This window comes from Arthrobacter sp. YAF16, from assembly GCF_052113385.1.
Lineage (GTDB): Bacteria > Actinomycetota > Actinomycetes > Actinomycetales > Micrococcaceae > Arthrobacter.
In genome coordinates this window covers 125,586-141,905 of the sequence record NZ_JBFRDC010000006.1, presented here as the reverse complement: position 1 = coordinate 141,905, position 16,320 = coordinate 125,586, and the positions used below count along the sequence as shown (strand labels likewise).

The window sequence follows — 16,320 nt, the reverse complement described above, 5'->3', positions numbered from 1 at the left end:
ACGCTTCTGATATGTCTGAACACGTGTGGCTGATCGCCTTGAAGAACCTCGACGACGACGCCCGGGCCATCAAGCTCGGGGAGGTCGCCGGACTGGAGCTGGGCGAGGGGCAACGGAAGTTCGTCGGGGATCCGCTGCGGATGATGCTGATGGGACTCGAAGAGGGTAGCCGCTTTCCCTATGTCATGGATTCCAACGGCTCGGCCGTCGGCGTGGCAACCCTGCAGGCCGGGGCCGCACGCGCCGCCGGCTGGGCCGACGACGATTCCGCCTGGCTGCTGCGCGGTTTCCTCGTGGACCGGCGGCAGCAGGGCAGGGGATTCGGTGCGGCCGCGGCAGCCGCGGCCGTGCGTGAAGCCGCCAGGCTCACGTCCGCGCTGGGCGGGGAGCAGCGCGGCGTCGTCCTGTCCGTCAACGAGGCCAACCCGGCGGGTCAGGCCGCCTACCGCAAGGCCGGATTCGAGGACCGCGGGCAATACCTGGGCGGCGACGCCGGCCCGCAGCGGATCATGTACCGGGGGTTTTGAACGGCCCACGAGACAGTCCGCCCGGGCTGCTGATTGTGATGTTACGTGCGGAACGCGCCGCACTCATTCGTGGGTCGCGGCCCACTCCGGGTCGAAATCCGGGTGGTCCTCGTAACCTGCGGCGAGGATGTTGAGCATGGCGCGGCGGGCCATGGCCAGTTCGCCCTGGGCGTCCGTGCTGTCGAAGAGGTCCGCCGAGGCCCGCTTCCAGCGCGCCAGGATCTCCCGCTTCTGGGCACACTCGGCGCGCATTGGCGCGGCGAGCGGGGGAGACGCCGAGTGGTCCGGAACGGGGGCGTGCCGGAGCTCTGCTTCTTCTTCATCGATTCGAGCTTCTAGAAACTCCACAATATCCACACCACGGATTGTGCCACGCCACTACGCCGGGTGGGAGGTTTCGCCGCCGTCGGGCCGGTTGTCATCCGCTGAGGTGAGGGCTGCCCGGATGAGCCGGGAGTAGTGCCGGTCATGGGGAGCGAGGCGGTCCAGGTGCGCAGCCAATTCCTCCACCCGCTCAATCACGGTCCGCCGCTCCTCAACGAGGGCTAGCAGGTAGCGCCTGTCCCGGGCGGACTGGTCGGCCACGCCGCCGACAAATTCGTTCTCGTCTGCCGTGAGTCTTTCCTCAATTGCGGCGAGAGCCGCGTCCGGGGAGTCTGCCGGGGCGGGTGCGGGGGTGGGCGCCGTCGGGGATCCTGCTGGCTCGCCCGGCGTTGCCGCAACCGCCGCCGATTCCCCGAGGCCATCGCGGCGGTCCAGGCGGGAGTAGCCGGGTGCCGGGTCGTCGGCCACGAGGTGTTGGCGTATAAAGCTTCGGAACCGGGACATCACCGCTCCTCGATGTAGTTCCTGGGACCAAGCGTAGCCTCGAATTGGCGGAGACGGACGGCTAATTATCTCCGGGTGCGGCACAAAGCGGCTTGACCCCGGCCTGGACAGCCCGGCTAAGCGGCACATGACACAAAAAAGGCCGGCCCAGAGGTTTCGCGAACCTCCGGACCGGCCTTTTGTCTGCGGGCTAGACGCCGTAGTAGAGCTCGAACTCGTACGGGTTCGGGCGCAGCGAGAGCGGGCGGATCTCGTTCTCGTACTTGTACTCGATCCAGGTGTCGATCAGGTCCTGGGTGAAGACGCCGCCGGCCTGCAGGAACTCGTTGTCCTCGGCCAGGGCTTCCAGGGCTTCCTCGAGCGTGCCCGGGGCCTTGGGGATGTCCTTGGCTTCCTCGGCGGGGAGCTCGTAGAGGTCCTTGTCGATCGGCGCCGGCGGTTCGATGCGGTTGCGGATGCCGTCAATACCGGCCATCAGCTGGGCCGCGAAGGCCAGGTACGGGTTGGAGGAGGGGTCCGGAGCGCGGAACTCGATGCGCTTGGCCTTCGGGTTCGAGCCCGTGATCGGGATGCGGATACCGGCGGAGCGGTTGCCCTGCGAGTACACCATGTTGACCGGAGCTTCGAAGCCCTTGACCAGGCGGCGGTAGGAGTTCACCGTCGGGTTGGTGAAGGCCAGGACGGCGGAGGAGTGCTTCAGCAGGCCGCCGATGTACCAGCGGGCGGTGTCGGACAGGCCCGCGTAGCCCTTCTCGTCGTAGAAGAGCGGCTCGCCGCCGTTCCACAGCGACTGGTGGCAGTGCATGCCCGAGCCGTTGTCACCGAAGACCGGCTTCGGCATGAAGGTAACCGACTTGCCCCAGGCATCGGCGGTGTTCTTGATGACGTACTTGAACTTCTGCAGGTCATCGGCCGCGTGGGTCAGGGTGGTGAACTTGTAGTTGATCTCAGCCTGGCCGGCGGAACCGACCTCGTGGTGGCTGCGCTCGACCTCAAGGCCGGCCTCATCCAGCGCGATGCACATGGCGTCGCGCAGGTCGGCCTGCTTGTCGGTCGGGGAGACCGGGAAGTAACCGCCCTTGACGGGGGTCTTGTAACCGAGGTTTCCGCCTTCTTCTTCGCGGCCAGTGTTCCAGTGGGCTTCCTCGGAGTCGATCTTGTAGAAGCTGCCCTGCGGGGAGGACTGGTACTGAACATTGTCGAAGACGAAGAACTCGGCCTCGGGGGCGAAGAACGCGGTGTCGGCAATGCCGGTGGAGGCCAGGTAGGCCTCGGCCTTCTCGGCCACGCCGCGGGGATCGCGGTGGTACGGGTCGCCCGTGCGCGGGTTCACGATGGAGAAGTTCAGCGCGAGGGTCTTCTCGATGCGGAAGGTGTCAACGAACGCCGTCGTGACGTCCGGGATGAGCTGCATGTCCGACTCGGCGATGCCCTGGAAACCGCGAATCGACGATCCGTCGAAAAGCTGGCCGTTGACGAAGAAGTCCGCGTCAACACTCTTGGCGGGGACGTTGAAGTGCTGCTGAACGCCCGGGAGGTCGGTGAAGCGGATATCAACGAATTTGATGTCTTCGTCTTTGATGAACTTGAGGACTTCGTCCGCAGTCTTGAACATCTATGCTCCTTACGCATATGAAAGATCTGGCCGTGAGGCCGTGTGGTCCAGCGCAGTCCGACGTCGGGGAAAACGCAGTTTTCACCCCGCCTACGGTGCCGCTAGCAACTGTTACCACCCTAAGGACACGGGATTTCCCCGCGGTGTCCGCTTTGTTTCGGGCAGGTTACAGAATGCGCTGACGTGTTAAAGCTAGTCGCTGTCCACAGTGTGGCCTATCCGGGTCCGCTCTGTGACCGCCCAGCGTCCAGATGGTGAACACCCCCGAGGGCCGCCCGGGAGCCGATAGGCTTGGGGGGTGGTTGATCGTAAAGACATAGGCTCGTGGCTCAGCGGACCGGACACGTCCGGCATCTCCAAGTATCCGGGGGAGCGGCTGGGCCTGCCCGAGTCCGGCCCCGGCTCGATTGCCCGCGCGGGCCGGCGGATCCTGGCCATCTGCATCGACTGGGGGATCGCCCTGTTGATCAGCAACTTCGCTTTTGGCGGGAACTCCTGGGCCACGCTGGCGGTGTTCGCCGTCGAACAGGCCCTGCTGGTCGGAACCCTGGGCTACAGCATCGGGCACCGGATCATGGGGATCCACGTCATCCGGCTTGGCGGCGGTCCGGCGGGTCCGCTCCCGGCCCTGGTCCGGAGCGTGCTGCTTTGCCTGGTGATTCCCGCCGTCATCTTCGACCCGGACCACCGCGGCCTGCACGACAAGGCCATGAACACGGTGCTCGTCCGGATGTAGCCGCTGCGGGTTGGGCGTCGGGGACGAATCCGCCGCTGTTCTGTGCCGAAAGCGGCTGCGAATTGCCGGAAATGGCCGCTATGGCACCCGACTAAGCGGCCGTTTGTGGTGAATGGACGGGCGTGGTGCCGCAAGGTGATCCCACCGGACCCTGCTGACTCTAGACCCGGGTTGTTTCCTCGGCCGGGATCGATGTGACTCCGTGCGGACCTTCCGCCAGATAGCCGCGCCCGCCGGCCCAGCGTTCGAACCAGATGGTGGTGAACGGCAGGACCGCGGAGAGCCCTGCGAACAGCGCCACCCGGAACGGCCAGCGCTGCAGCCGCCACAGCGCCAGGGCGGACAAGCCGTAGCCGATGAAGAACGCCCCGTGGACCGGCCCCGCCAGTTCGACGCCCAGTTCGGTGGTCCGGAGCACCCACTTGAGGAACATTCCCACCAGCAGTGCTGCCCAGCTGAAGGCTTCGGCGACGGCCAGGATCCGGAAGATCCTGATCACGGCGGTCCTGGCGGGAAATTTCATGGGGCAGTCTCCGGATTCGGTTGTGGCGGTGCCGCGCGCTGAGGCCGGCGCCCGGCGTCGTACGGTCGGTCGTAAGGGATAACGCAGGGGTTAAAGTGGACCGCCCCGGCTCCCGGCAAGATGCCGGCAACCGGGGCGCCCCGGGAAAGCTGTGGCCAACGGGCGTCCCTAGCGGCCGCGGGCCGCCTTGCGGTCGGGGCGGGCCTTGTAGGGGTCGATTCCCTTGGGGATCGGCAGGCGGTTGCCGAGCGAGGAGATGCGCTTCGAAACGGTGCTGACCTCGGTCTTGGTCAGTTCGTTCTTCATCTTGCCCATCTTCTTGGCGACCTGGCTGATCGGCACCTGGCCCTCGCCCCGGCCGCTCTCGATCACGTGGATGGTGACGTTGGGCAGGATGCGGGCGAGGCGCTTGCGTTCGCCGTCGAGCAGTGGCTTGACCCGGTGGCTGGGGCCTTCGCTGACCAGTACGACGCCGGGGCGTCCGATGGCGCGGAAGACGGCGTCCTGGGTGCGCGGGTTGACGGCGACCGGCTGGTCCTCGGTGATCCAGCCGCGGCGCAGGGTGCCCAGTGCGGCGCCCGAGGCCCCCGGCTGGTTCTCAATCTGGGCGAACGCGGCGCGCTCGGCGCGGCGGGACAGGATCAGGGTGGCGGCCAGGATGCCCAGCGGAATGCCGATGATCAGGCCCGTGATCCAGTTATCCAGCAGGAACCCGACGAGGAAGCTGACCGCGACGACGCCGAGGAACGCCAGCAGCATGAGCCACGGGACCATCGGATCGTGGCGGCGGGTCATCTGGAAGACTTCCCTGATCTGCTTCAGCCGGCTCGGCTTCTTGGCCTTGGCTTCCTTGGGCTTGCGGGAAAAAAGGCCACGCTTCGGCTCATCGGCTGAAGAAGTGGACGTGCTGGAGTCAGGGAAATTCGCCATAGTGCCTTAATTCTACGTGATGCACGGCTCAGGGCCGGACACCGGATTGCTCCGGTGCCGGCCCTGGGCGGCAATGGTGTGCGGTGTCTGTCAGGAGTGCGCCGCGAGCAGCGAACTGGCTTCCTGGCGGGTGCTGCCGGAGCTTTCGATGTGCGCCAGCTCGGCCGGGATTTCCCAGCCCTTCTTGCGCATCGCGGTGGCCCAGAGCCGGCCGGCACGGTAGGAGGAACGCACCAGCGGGCCGCTCATCACGCCGAGGAAACCGATCTCGTCGGCCTCCTGCTGCAGGTCCACAAACTCCTGCGGCTTGACCCAGCGGTCTACCGGAAGGTGGCGTTCGGACGGGCGCAGGTACTGGGTAATGGTGATCAGGTCGCAGCCGGCCTCGTGCAGGTCGCGCAGTGCCTCGGAGATCTCCTCGCGGGTCTCTCCCATGCCCAGGATCAGGTTGGATTTCGTGACCATGCCCAGCTTGCGGCCCTGCGTTATGACGTCCAGGGACCGCTCGTAACGGAACGCGGGACGGATCCGCTTGAAGATCCGGGGGACAGTCTCGACGTTGTGCGCGAACACCTCGGGCTTGGAGTCGCAGATCGCCTCGATGTGCTCGGGCTTGCCGGAGAAATCGGGGATCAGGAGTTCGACGCCGGTGCCCGGGTTCAGCTCGTGGATCTTGCGGACCGTCTCGGCGTAGAGCCAGACGCCCTCGTCGGCGAGGTCGTCGCGGGCCACTCCGGTGACGGTGGCGTAGCGCAGCTGCATGGACTGGACCGAGCGGGCCACCTTGGTGGGCTCGAACATGTCCACGGGGGAGGGCTTGCCGGTGTCGATCTGGCAGAAGTCGCAGCGCCGGGTGCACTCGGAGCCGCCGATCAGGAAGGTCGCTTCCTTGTCTTCCCAGCATTCGAAGATGTTGGGGCAGCCGGCCTCTTCACAGACGGTGTGGAGGCCTTCCTTCTTGACGAGGTTCTTGAGCTGGACGAACTCCGGGCCCATCTGGACCTTGGCCTTGATCCACTCGGGCTTCCGTTCCACCGGGGTGGCCGCATTGCGCTGCTCAATACGCAGCATCTTCCGGCCTTCTGGTGCCAGTGTCACAGTAGAGCTCCTTCGTGGGTTGCAACTAGGGCTTCTTCATTGTTGCGCAGTTCCTCGGTGATCCGCGACACGAGGTCTGCCGGGGCGACATCCCGGCCGGTCTCCTGCGCGATCGTGGTGACGCCGGCGTCGGTGATGCCGCAGGCGATGATCTGGCCGTAGGGGGCGAGGTCATTGTTGCAGTTGATGGCGAAGCCGTGCATGGTGACGCCCTCGTGGACCCGGATGCCGATCGCGGCAATTTTGCGCGCCGGGCCCTTCTCGTCCTGCTCGATCCAGACGCCGGCACGGCCCTTGATCCGGACGGCGTCGATGCCGTAGTCGGCCAGGACAGCGATGATGACGGCTTCGAGCCGTTCGACGTAGTCTCGGATGCCGGCCGGGTTCTTCAGCTTGATGATGGGATAGCCCACCAGCTGGCCCGGGCCATGCCAGGTCAGTTTGCCGCCGCGGTCCACGGGCACCACGGGGGTCCCGTCGAAGGGGCGTTCGTGGTCCTCGGTGCGTTTACCTGCGGTGTAGACCGGGGAATGTTCGAGCAGCAGAACGGTGCTGGGTGCGGTTCCGGCGACGACTTTCTCGTGGAGTTCGCGCTGGATATCCCAGCCGCGGGTGTAGTCGACGAATTCAGGAGCGAGACCCAGCTGGGAGAACTCAAGAGTCATGGCATCCAGCTTAGTCCTCGGCTGTCGCGCCCACCGATTCTGTGGTGAAGCTCTCATGCCTGTGGATAACTCCTGCAGGGAAGTCGAAGATCCGCTATTCCTAAACCATGGATGATTACGAACGGTCCGCGTCCCCTGCTTCCGCTTCCGATCCCGCCCTGACTCCGGAGGTTTCCGGATACGACGTCGGGCGGCTGCTGGGCCGCGGCGGCAGCGCCGCCGTCTGGCTCGCCACTGACCAGGTGACGCGGCGTGACGTGGCGCTGAAGTGCTTCAACGCCGTCGGTCCAGCAGGAGAGCCGCAGCGGGAACGACGACGGGCGGTGGATGCCGAGGAAGCCGTGCGGCGTGAGATGCGGATCCTCTCCGCCCTTGACCATGAGCACCTCGTCAAGGCGCATGCCGTGGTGCGGGTGGCTTATGGGACCAGCGGCGGCCCCCGGGCTGGGGCTTGTGCTCGACTACGCCGCCGGCGGCTCGCTGGCCGAACTCCTTGGGGCCCGGGGCAGCCTGGCGCCGGGGGAGACCGTCACGGTGCTGACCCCGATCGCCCAGGCGCTGGCGTACCTGCACCGGAACGGATTTACCCATGGCGACGTCTCACCGGGCAACGTGCTGTTCACTGCGCAGGGAAAGCCGCTGCTGGCCGACCTCGGGGTGGGGCGGATGCTGGCGGAGCCGCAGGATGCCTCCGGCGCCGGCACGGACGGGTTCCGTGACCCGGCCCCGGTGGATGCCGTCCGGGCCGGGCTCCAGCCTGAAAGGGATGTCTACTCCGTGGCGGCGCTGGGCTGGTTTTGCCTCACCGGCCGGGCGCCGGAGCCGGAACCCCAGCGTCCGCCGCTGCCGCTGCTGGTTCCCGCCGTTCCGGCGGAGCTCGCGGACGCGCTCGAGGCGGGACTGTGCAGTGACCGACGCCGGCGGCCGTCGGCCGCGGAGCTGGCCGAGGCGATTTTCCGCGGCGCCCCGGCGGCGCCCGTGGATCTTTCCGTGTCGGTGCATTCGACCGTGCTGCCCCAACTGCTGACCCGGCGCTCCCTTCCGGCCGGCGCGCGGGAAAGGCGGGCGTCGCGGCTGTGGCGCTGGCGGCGCCGGGTGGCGCTGCACCCCCCGGTCGGACCAAGTGCGCGGCATGCGTCCATGCCGGTGCGCCGCCAGCCGGGAGCTCGGCCGGGAATTAGGCGCGTGAGCGTTCGGCGTGGCCTGGCGGTCCTCGTGACGGCGGTGCTCTTCACGGCGGCAGGCGTCTTCGGGACGTTGCTGCTCGCCGGGAGGCTGGCGGTGGGGGAATGGGCCCCTGAGGTCCGGCCGCTGTCCGGACCGGCAGCGGTACCGGTGACCGGGGCTGCCACCGATCCGCAGGTCGCGGCGGCCGGAGCCGTGCCGGCCGCTCTGCAGAAGCTGCTCGCCGCGCCACGGCCCGAAGACGCGGTGCGCGGCCTCGCTGGCCTCCGTTCCTACGCCTTGAGCACGGGGAACCTCGGGCTTCTGGAACAGGTCAATGCGCCCGCGTCCCCTGCCGCGGCAGCAGACGCCGGCGTCGGCTCCCGGCTGGCGGTGTCCGGCCACGTCCTCGACGGCTTCGAAGCCCGCCTGAGCCTGGTCAAGCGGCAGCCGGAGAGCACAGCCGCGCGGGCCGTGGTGTCGCTCAGCGTGGCCTCGCCGTCGTACCGGGAGCGCGACGCCGCGGGGACGGTGGTGGCCGAGGCGGCGGCCGTCCCGCAACAGCGGCTTCGCCTGGTGCTGGTGCCGGTGGACGGCAAATGGCGGATCCAGGAGGTCCTCCGCGCCGCCGGGGACTAGGACGGGCGCCTCCGGCGCCGCCCGGTCAGCCGCGGGCCGCCACCCAGGCCGCGGCCTGGGCCAGCGAGGGGTGCTGCCACTGGAACCCGGCGCCGGCCAGGGCAGCCGGTTCCATCCGCTGGCTGGCGAGCAGCAATTCATTGGCCAGTTGGCCCATCACGAGGCGCAGTACGGGCGCCGGCACCCGCAACAGAGCCGGCCGGTGGAGTGATTCGGCCAGCCGGGAGATCAACGAATTCACGTCCGCGCTCTCCGGGGCGCAGACGTTCACCGGTCCGGCCAGCGGCGCGGTGAGCAGGAAGTTGAAAGCGCCGGCCACGTCCGGAAGCGTGATCCACGGCCAGTACTGCCGGCCGTTACCCAGCGGGCCGCCCACGCCCAGGCGCAGCAGCGGCAGGAGCCGGCCGAGGGCGCCGCCGCTGCGGCTCAGGACGACGCCGGTGCGCGCGGTAACAACGCGGACCCCGGCCGGCGCCTCCTGGGCCGCGGCCTCCCAGTCGGCGCAGATCCGGGCCAGCACGCCGCTGCCGGCCGGCGCGTTCTCGCGCAGCACCGCCTGACCGGCATTTCCGTAGTAACCGGAGGCGGACTGGCTCAGGAAGACCGGCGGCGGGTTGTCCATCCGGCCCATCGCCGCGGTCAGGGTCCGCGTCGGGCCCAGCCGCGAGGCGCTGAGCTCGTTGATCCGGCCCCGCGTCCACGGCCGGTCGCCGATCCCGGCACCGGAGAGGTTGATCACCGCGTCCGCACCCTTGAGGGCCGTGTCGTCGATGCGGCCCGCGGCGGGATCCCACTGGAACTCGCCGGGCGAGGCGGGCGGGCGCCGGACCAGGCTCGCGACCTCGTGCCCGCTGTCGCGCAACGTGCTGGAAAGGGCGGTTCCGATCAGCCCGGAGGCGCCTGCTACAAGGATTCGCATGATCCATCTCACCATGCCCGGCACGGCAGGGAAACCTCCCCGGGGCTAGGGGAGGTTTTGACTATGATCGAACGATGACCTCTTCGAGCTACCTCCGTTTCCCGCATCTGCATGGCGATCTGGTCACCTTCGTGGCCGAGGACGACGTCTGGATCGCGCCCCTCGACGGAGGCCGCGCCTGGCGGGTCTCCTCGCTGCAGCTGCCGGCCCGCAACCCGCGGTTCACCCCCGACGGAAAGCGCCTGGTCTGGACGGTCGTCCAGGGGACCGCCCCGGAGGTTGTCACGGCGGACGTCGATGGCGGCGGGTACCGCCAGCTCAGTTACTTCGGCCACAGCTCCACCAAGGTCAAGGGCTTCACCCCGGACGGCGACGTGGTGGTCACGAGCGCCTTCCGGCAGGCGGACAGCCGCCTCACGCACGCCTACAGCCTGCCCGTCGACGGCGGCTGGGCCGAGGAGCTGCCCTACGGACCGGTCGAGTCCGTGGCCTACGGCACCGTCGTCGGGGATGAACGGCCCGTGGTGCTGGCCAGTGTGCTCTCCCGTGAACCGGCCTGGTGGAAGCGGTACCGGGGCGGCGCCGCCGGGAAGTTGTGGATCGACGCGGACGGCAACGGCGAATTCGAGCGGCTCGCGCCCGAACTTGACGGCAACCTCACCGACCCGATGTGGGTCCAGGGCCGGATCGCCTTCCTCTCCGACCACGAGGGCTACGGCAACCTGTATTCCGTGCTGCCCAACGGCACGGACCTCCGCCGCCACACGGACCACGAGGACTTCTACGTGCGGCACGCGGCCACCGACGGTGAACGGGTGGTCTTTGAGTCCGCAGGCGAACTCTGGCTGCTGGCCGGTCTCGACGCCGACGCGGTCAAGCTCGACGTCACGCTCGGCTCCGCTTCGCAGGCCCGGCGCTCGTCGGCGCTGAAGCCCTCCCGCCACCTCGGTGACGTCATCCCGGACCACACCGGCGACTCCAGCGCTGTGGAAGCCCACGGCACCCTGCACTGGCTGCGGCACAAGGACGGTCCGTCGCGCATCCTCGAGGCGACTCCGGGTGTCCGGGCACGACTGCCGCGCCCCTTCGGTGCCGGCCGGATCGCCTACATCGCGGACCACGAGGGCGCCGAGGCGCTCTACCTCAAGCCCATCGCCGCGCCCGTGCACGGCGGCCACGGATCCGGCAACCACGCATCCGGCGGCCAAGCATCCGGCAACCAGGTGCAGGCCCCCGCACCGGCCGCCGCCGCGGAGGCCGGGCAGGACGCCGACGGCGGGACTCCGCTGCCGCGGCCAGTCTCCGCTGCCGCCCTCACCCGCCCCGACGCCGCGCCGGCGACCGCCGTCGTCGCCGCTGCCGAGGCCGTGCCGGTGGTGGTCGCGGATGCCGCCTCCGGCAGCGCCTCTTCGGGTGGCGGCTCCGCGCCGGAGCAAGCCGACAGCGGTCGACCGACCCGGATCGACTTCCCGAAGCCCAGCCGGGCCAGCGCGATGGAGGCAAGCCCGGACGGCAACTGGATCGCCGTCGGCACCTCCTTCGGCGATATCTTCCTCGCAGACACCCGCACCGGCGCCCTGTCGCTGCTGAGCAGCATCGGCGAGGGCAGCATCGACGGCTTCAGCTGGTCTCCGGACTCGGCGTGGCTGGGCTGGGCCGAGCCGGTCACCTCCTTCGGCTCCAGGACCCGGCTGCGGCTGGCCCGGATCGATCGGGCAGGAACGGCAACGCCCGCCGCGGCCGGGGCGGATAAGCCTGCGATCATCGACGTCACCGACGGCCGCTTCCGGGACGAGTCGCCGGCGTTCACCCCGGACGGCAAATTCCTGGCCTTCCTGTCCAACCGCAGCTTCGACCCGGTGTACGACGGGCACTCCTTCGACCTGTCCTTCCCGAGTCCGATCAAGCCCTACCTCGTGGCCCTGGCAGCCGACACACCGTCCCCGTTCGGGCCGAGCGTCGCACTCCCCGAAGACTCGGAGGATTCCCGGGACGGGGCCGCCGCCGAAAGCGGTGCCGGAGACGCAGCCAAAACCGCCGCGCCGGTCAGGGTCGACGCCGAGGGCCTGGCGCACCGCGTCATCAGCGTCCCGGTCCCGCAGGGCAACTACTCGGACCTAGCCGCCACCGCGGGCGCGCTGCTCTGGCTCGACCACGAGCTGGCCGGCGTGACCGGCGACGGCCGGGCCAGCCTGGAGGACAAGAACGCCGCCCCGAGCCTGGTCCGCTTCGACCTCGCCAAGCGCCGAGCCACCACGATCGTCGACGCGCTGGACAGCTACCGGCTCACCGGCGACGGCGAAAAGGTCGTCCTGGTCCAGGACAAGCAGATCCGTGTCTCGCCCGCGGCATCGAAGGCCGACGAGGAATCCGGCCAACTGGTCAAGGTGGATCTGAACCGCATCCGGGTCCGGCTTGACCCGGTCAGTGTGTGGGGCCAGGCCTTCGACGAGGCCTGGCGCCTGCAGCGCGACTTCTTCTGGACCGCGGACATGGCCGGCCAGGACTGGGATTCGGTGCACGCCCGCTACCGGCCGATCGTGGACCGGCTCGGCTCCCACGATGACCTCGTGGACCTGCTCTGGGAACTTCACGGCGAGCTGGGAACCTCCCACGCCTACGTCCGCCCCGCCCTGGTGACGGAGAACGGCAGCAACGGCCAGGGCCGCCTCGGCGCCGACCTCGCGTTCACCGGCGAGGGCTGGGAAATCACCCGCATCCTGGCCGGGGAATCTTCGGACCCGCTGGCCACCTCGCCGCTGACCCGGCCGGGCGTGGACGCGCGGCCCGGGGATGTGTTGCTGGCAATCGACGGCGTCGAACTCTCGGCGTCGCTGACGCCGGCCGTGCAGCTGGCCGGAGCCGCCGGCCGCGCCGTGGAACTGACCCTGCGCAACGGTGCCGGCCACGGCGCCCGGGCAGGGGAGCAGCGCCGCGTCGCCGTCGTGCCGGTCAAGGACGAGGAACGGCTGCGCTACCAGGAATGGGTCGCGTCCAACCGCCGCACCGTGCGGGAAGCCTCGCAGGGCACCTTCGGTTACCTGCACATACCGGACATGATGGCCAACGGCTGGGCGCAGCTGCACCGCGACCTGGATACCGAGACCTCCCTCGACGGCCTGATCGTGGATGTCCGCCGCAACCGCGGTGGCCACACCTCGCAGCTCGTCGCGGAGCTGATCGGCCGCAAGGTGACCGGCTGGAGCATGCCCCGCGGCGAGCGTCCGCGCACCTATCCGCACCACGCACCGCGCGGCCCGGTCATCATCCTCACCGATGAGTTTGCCGGCTCCGACGGCGACATCATCACCCAGGTCTCCAAGCTGCGCGGGATCGGACCGGTCATCGGCACCCGGACCTGGGGCGGCGTCGTCGGTATCGACAACCGGTTCGCCCTGGCGGACGGCACCGGGGTCACCCAGCCGCGCTACGCCACCTGGTTCACCGGCGGCGTGGGCTGGGGCGTAGAAAACTACGGTGTTGCCCCCGACATCGAGGTCTCCTTCCCGCCGCACGCCTATGCGGCCGGCACGGACCCGCAGCTCGAATACGGCATCGGCGCGCTCAAGGAAATGATCCAGGAGCTTCCCACCGACCGCCCGCCGCTCCGCGAGGGCTACCGCACGGTGCGGCCCGCCCCGCTGCCGGCCCGCCGGCAGGGCAACTAGCGCACACGGCGAAGGCCCCCGCTCCGGACAATCCGGGGCGGGGGCCTTCGTGTATCTGCGGTTGCCGGCTGCTAGGCGGCCAGGGTGGCGTCCAGGGTGATCTTGATGCCCGTCAGGGCAGCCGAGACCGGGCAGCCGGTCTTGGCGTCCTCGGCGATGCGCTGGAACTCCTCCTCGGAGATGCCGGGCACCCGGGCGTTCAGGGTGAGGTGGCTGCCGGTGATGCCGGTGCCGGGTTCGAACGTGACGTCGGCCTTGGTGTTGACTTCCTCCGGCGTGTGGCCGGCCTGCGCCAGGGCGTGGCTGAATGCCATCGAGAAGCATGCGGAGTGCGCGGCGGCGATCAGTTCTTCCGGGCTGGTCTTCCCCTCGGCCGCTTCGGCGCGGGCCTTCCAGGTGACGTCGAAGTTGCCGAGCCCGGAGCTGTCGAGGCTGGTGTTGCCCGCCCCCGACATCAGGTCGCCGTTCCATACAGTGTGTGCGGTGCGTGTTGTTGCCATGTCCACTCCTCAGCGTCGTTGAGTCAGCGATCCGGCCAGGTAAGCGGATCCTGCCGTGTCCCATCCTAGGGACTCGGTCCGGTCGCCGCACCCGGTGTCCGCTGTCAGAGAATTGCCTCGACATGGCGGGGCGGCAGGGATAAAGCCCAGCCGCTGTCCCGCCGGGAGGAACGGGTTAACGACGACGGCGGCGCACCCCGGTTGGGGGTACGCCGCCGTCGCTGCGGTCGGGTGCCTACTGCCAGAGGGTGGCGATGGCGACGTTAAGCAGCGCCAGGCCGCCAACGCTGTGGGCGAGGCCCCTGCTGACCGGCTCGTCCTTCTTGTACTTGCGGCTGCCGATGAACGCGAGCACGGCCACGGCGAGGGCGATCACCAGTTTGAGGCCGAGCTTGGCGTAGTTGGCGTCCATGTTCAAGGCCGGGATGAGCCCCATCATGACAATGCCGGTGATGAGCTGGAGGGCGGCGCCGTCGAACTGGCGCGGGTGCACGGTGGGGTTCTTCATCTGGGCGATCCAGATACCCACGATCATGGCGGCGCCGATGATGTGCAGGAAGACCATGATGTTATAGACGATGTTCATGGGACCTAGCTTAGCGACAAAGTGTCCATAAAGAGCGAAGGGCACCTTCCCTTGCGGGGAGGTGCCCTTCTCTCACCCAGATGGATGAGCTGGCTGCTAGAGGCCGAGGTCTGCTTCGAACGCGCCTTCTTCAAGGCGTGCCTTCAGCGTCTGCAGGAAGCGTCCTGCGTCGGCGCCGTCCACCAGGCGGTGGTCGTACGTCAGCGACAGGTACATCATCGAACGGATGGCGATCGAGTCGTCGCCGTTCTCATCGGAGACCACGACGGCGCGCTTGACGATCGCGCCGGTGCCGAGGATGGCCACCTGCGGCTGGTTGATGATCGGGGTGTCGAAGAGGGCGCCCACGGAACCGATGTTGGTGATGCTGAAGGTTCCGCCGGAGAGCTCGTCCGGGCCGATCTTGCCGTTGCGGGTGCGGTCCGCGACGTCGGCGATCTTGCCGGCCAGGCCGGCCAGGTTCAGGTTGCCGGCGTCGGCGATGACCGGAACCAGCAGGCCCTTGTCGGTGTCCACCGCAATCGCCAGGTGCTCGGCGTTGTGGTAGGTGATCTCCTGCTTGTCCTCGTCGTAGGAGGCGTTGACCTTCGGGTGCTGCTTCAGGGCCTCGGCGACGGCCTTGGCAATGAAGGGCAGGAAGGTCAGCTTGGAGCCGTTCTGCGCCTGGAAGGAGTTCTTGGCCTTGGCCCGCAGCTTGGCGACCTTGGTCATGTCCACCTCGTGCACCTGGGTCAGCTGGGTGGAGATGTCCAGCGACTCGCGCATGCGGCGGGCGATGACCTGGCGGATCCGCGGGGCCTTCTGCACGGTGCCGCGCAGCGACGAGGCCTCAGCAGATGCTGCAGGGGACGCTGCTGCCGGGGCTGCGGACGACGCGGCCGGCGCGGAAGCTGCGGCCGCCGGGGCGGCCTTGGCCTCGGCTGCGGCCAGCACGTCCTGCTTGCGGATCCGGCCACCGACGCCGGTGCCGGTCAGCGAGGAGATGTCCACGCCCTGCTGGTTGGCGAGCTTGCGGACCAGGGGAGTGACGTAGCCGGACTCGGCAGGAGTCGCAGCTGCGGCGGGGGCAGCTGCCTGCTTCGGGGCCTCCTGCTTGGGGGCTTCCTGCTGGGGAGCGGCGGCCGGAGCGGGTGCCGCGGGGGCTTCCTGCTTGGGAGCCGCGGCCGGAGCCGGGGCCTCCTGCTTGGGAGCTTCCTGCTTCGGCGCCTCCTGCTTGGGAGCCTCCGGAGCCGGAGCAGCGGCCGGCGCGGCAGCGCCGGAGCCGATCACGGCGAGGACGGAGCCGACCTCGGCCGTTTCATCCTCGGCAACGCGGATTTCCTGCAGCGTGCCGGCGACCGGAGACGGGATCTCGGTGTCGACCTTGTCCGTGGAAACTTCCAGCAGCGGCTCGTCCACTTCGACAGTGTCACCGATGCTCTTGAGCCATCGGGTGACGGTACCTTCGGTGACGCTCTCGCCCAGGGCGGGGAGCGTGACTTCGTGGCCTTCGCCGGCCGGCGCGGCCTCCGCGGCGGGTGCCGGAGCGGCAGCCTCGGCGGCCGGGGCGGGGGTTTCGGCTTCGGGGGCCGGGGCCTCGGCAGCGGACGGCGATTCGGCCGGCGCTTCCTCGGCGGCCGGAGCGGCAGCCTCGGCGGAGCCGGAGCCGTCGCCGATGCGGACCAGAGGTGCTCCGACTTCAGCGGTCTCGTCTTCGGCGACGAGGATTTCCTCGATCACGCCGGCGATCGGAGAGGGGATCTCGGTGTCTACTTTGTCGGTGGAAACTTCGAGCAGGGGCTCGTCCACCTCTACCCGGTCACCGACCTGCTTGAGCCAGCGGGTGACGGTTCCTTCGGTGACGCTCTCACCGAGGGCGGGCAAGTTAACGGATTCAGACATGTCGTCCCCGTTCTCCTTATTGATCTTTAGTGCGGATGGTT

15 protein-coding genes are annotated in these 16,320 nt (G+C 68.8%); 4 read left to right on the top strand and 11 right to left on the bottom strand.

Annotated features, from left to right (window positions below; all coding sequences use genetic code 11):
* Positions 1-11: 11 nt before the first annotated feature.
* Positions 12-527: a GNAT family N-acetyltransferase gene (locus AB4Y91_RS12920; protein ID WP_441418863.1), complete on the top strand. Its 516-nt coding sequence runs from the start codon at positions 12-14 to the stop codon at positions 525-527.
* A gap of 63 nt (positions 528-590) precedes the next feature.
* Here AB4Y91_RS12920 and AB4Y91_RS12915 read toward each other — a convergent pair whose 3' ends face one another.
* The 3 genes from AB4Y91_RS12915 to glnA all read right to left on the bottom strand — a co-directional run bounded on the left by AB4Y91_RS12915 (position 591) and on the right by glnA (position 2,970).
* Positions 591-875 (bottom strand): DUF6221 family protein, encoded by a 285-nt coding sequence (locus AB4Y91_RS12915; RefSeq protein ID WP_441418862.1) that lies wholly within the window; start codon positions 873-875, stop codon positions 591-593.
* Positions 876-905: 30 nt separating this feature from the next.
* On the bottom strand, positions 906-1,355 hold the full coding sequence (locus AB4Y91_RS12910; protein ID WP_441418861.1) for a hypothetical protein: 450 nt from the start codon (positions 1,353-1,355) through the stop codon (positions 906-908).
* 190 nt (positions 1,356-1,545) lie between these two features.
* Positions 1,546-2,970: a type I glutamate--ammonia ligase gene (gene glnA / locus AB4Y91_RS12905; RefSeq protein WP_138769611.1), complete on the bottom strand. Its 1,425-nt coding sequence runs from the start codon at positions 2,968-2,970 to the stop codon at positions 1,546-1,548.
* Between the two features lie 298 nt (positions 2,971-3,268).
* On the opposite strand from glnA, the gene AB4Y91_RS12900 reads away from it, so the two are divergent.
* Positions 3,269-3,706 (top strand): RDD family protein, encoded by a 438-nt coding sequence (locus tag AB4Y91_RS12900; RefSeq protein WP_441418860.1) that lies wholly within the window; start codon positions 3,269-3,271, stop codon positions 3,704-3,706.
* 160 nt (positions 3,707-3,866) lie between these two features.
* Here AB4Y91_RS12900 and AB4Y91_RS12895 read toward each other — a convergent pair whose 3' ends face one another.
* From AB4Y91_RS12895 to lipB, 4 genes are all read right to left on the bottom strand, one after another.
* The gene (locus AB4Y91_RS12895) at positions 3,867-4,229 is read right to left on the bottom strand and encodes a DUF3817 domain-containing protein (RefSeq protein ID WP_441418859.1); all 363 of its coding nucleotides are present in this window, start codon (positions 4,227-4,229) and stop codon (positions 3,867-3,869) included.
* Positions 4,230-4,397: 168 nt separating this feature from the next.
* A complete protein-coding gene (locus tag AB4Y91_RS12890; RefSeq protein ID WP_175321643.1) occupies positions 4,398-5,159 on the bottom strand; it encodes a DUF4191 domain-containing protein in 762 nt (253 codons plus the stop codon).
* A gap of 90 nt (positions 5,160-5,249) precedes the next feature.
* The gene (gene lipA, locus AB4Y91_RS12885; RefSeq protein WP_175321644.1) at positions 5,250-6,257 is read right to left on the bottom strand and encodes a lipoyl synthase; all 1,008 of its coding nucleotides are present in this window, start codon (positions 6,255-6,257) and stop codon (positions 5,250-5,252) included.
* Positions 6,254-6,922, bottom strand: a complete 669-nt coding sequence (gene lipB / locus AB4Y91_RS12880; protein ID WP_441418858.1) for a lipoyl(octanoyl) transferase LipB — start codon at positions 6,920-6,922, stop codon at positions 6,254-6,256. Before lipB ends, lipA begins: the two co-directional genes overlap by 4 nt.
* A gap of 378 nt (positions 6,923-7,300) precedes the next feature.
* Between lipB and AB4Y91_RS12875 the strand changes: the two genes are divergently transcribed.
* Complete coding sequence (locus tag AB4Y91_RS12875; protein WP_441418857.1) at positions 7,301-8,725, top strand: serine/threonine-protein kinase; 1,425 nt, start codon at positions 7,301-7,303, stop codon at positions 8,723-8,725.
* Positions 8,726-8,750: 25 nt separating this feature from the next.
* On the opposite strand, the gene AB4Y91_RS12870 is transcribed toward AB4Y91_RS12875, so the two are convergent.
* Positions 8,751-9,644 carry a TIGR01777 family oxidoreductase gene (locus AB4Y91_RS12870; RefSeq protein ID WP_441418856.1) on the bottom strand — a complete coding sequence of 298 codons (894 nt, stop codon included), beginning with the start codon at positions 9,642-9,644 and terminating at the stop codon, positions 8,751-8,753.
* A gap of 74 nt (positions 9,645-9,718) precedes the next feature.
* On the opposite strand from AB4Y91_RS12870, the gene AB4Y91_RS12865 reads away from it, so the two are divergent.
* The gene (locus AB4Y91_RS12865; protein ID WP_441418855.1) at positions 9,719-13,312 is read left to right on the top strand and encodes a S41 family peptidase; all 3,594 of its coding nucleotides are present in this window, start codon (positions 9,719-9,721) and stop codon (positions 13,310-13,312) included.
* A gap of 71 nt (positions 13,313-13,383) precedes the next feature.
* Here the strand turns inward: AB4Y91_RS12865 and AB4Y91_RS12860 are convergent, their stop codons facing one another.
* The 3 genes from AB4Y91_RS12860 to sucB all read right to left on the bottom strand — a co-directional run bounded on the left by AB4Y91_RS12860 (position 13,384) and on the right by sucB (position 16,279).
* Positions 13,384-13,812, bottom strand: coding sequence for an OsmC family protein (locus AB4Y91_RS12860; RefSeq protein WP_441418854.1), 429 nt, complete (start codon positions 13,810-13,812; stop codon positions 13,384-13,386).
* A 235-nt stretch (positions 13,813-14,047) separates the two neighbouring features.
* On the bottom strand, positions 14,048-14,398 hold the full coding sequence (locus AB4Y91_RS12855; RefSeq protein WP_441418853.1) for a hypothetical protein: 351 nt from the start codon (positions 14,396-14,398) through the stop codon (positions 14,048-14,050).
* A gap of 96 nt (positions 14,399-14,494) precedes the next feature.
* A complete protein-coding gene (sucB, locus tag AB4Y91_RS12850) occupies positions 14,495-16,279 on the bottom strand; it encodes a 2-oxoglutarate dehydrogenase, E2 component, dihydrolipoamide succinyltransferase (RefSeq protein WP_441418852.1) in 1,785 nt (594 codons plus the stop codon).
* Positions 16,280-16,320 lie beyond the last annotated feature (41 nt).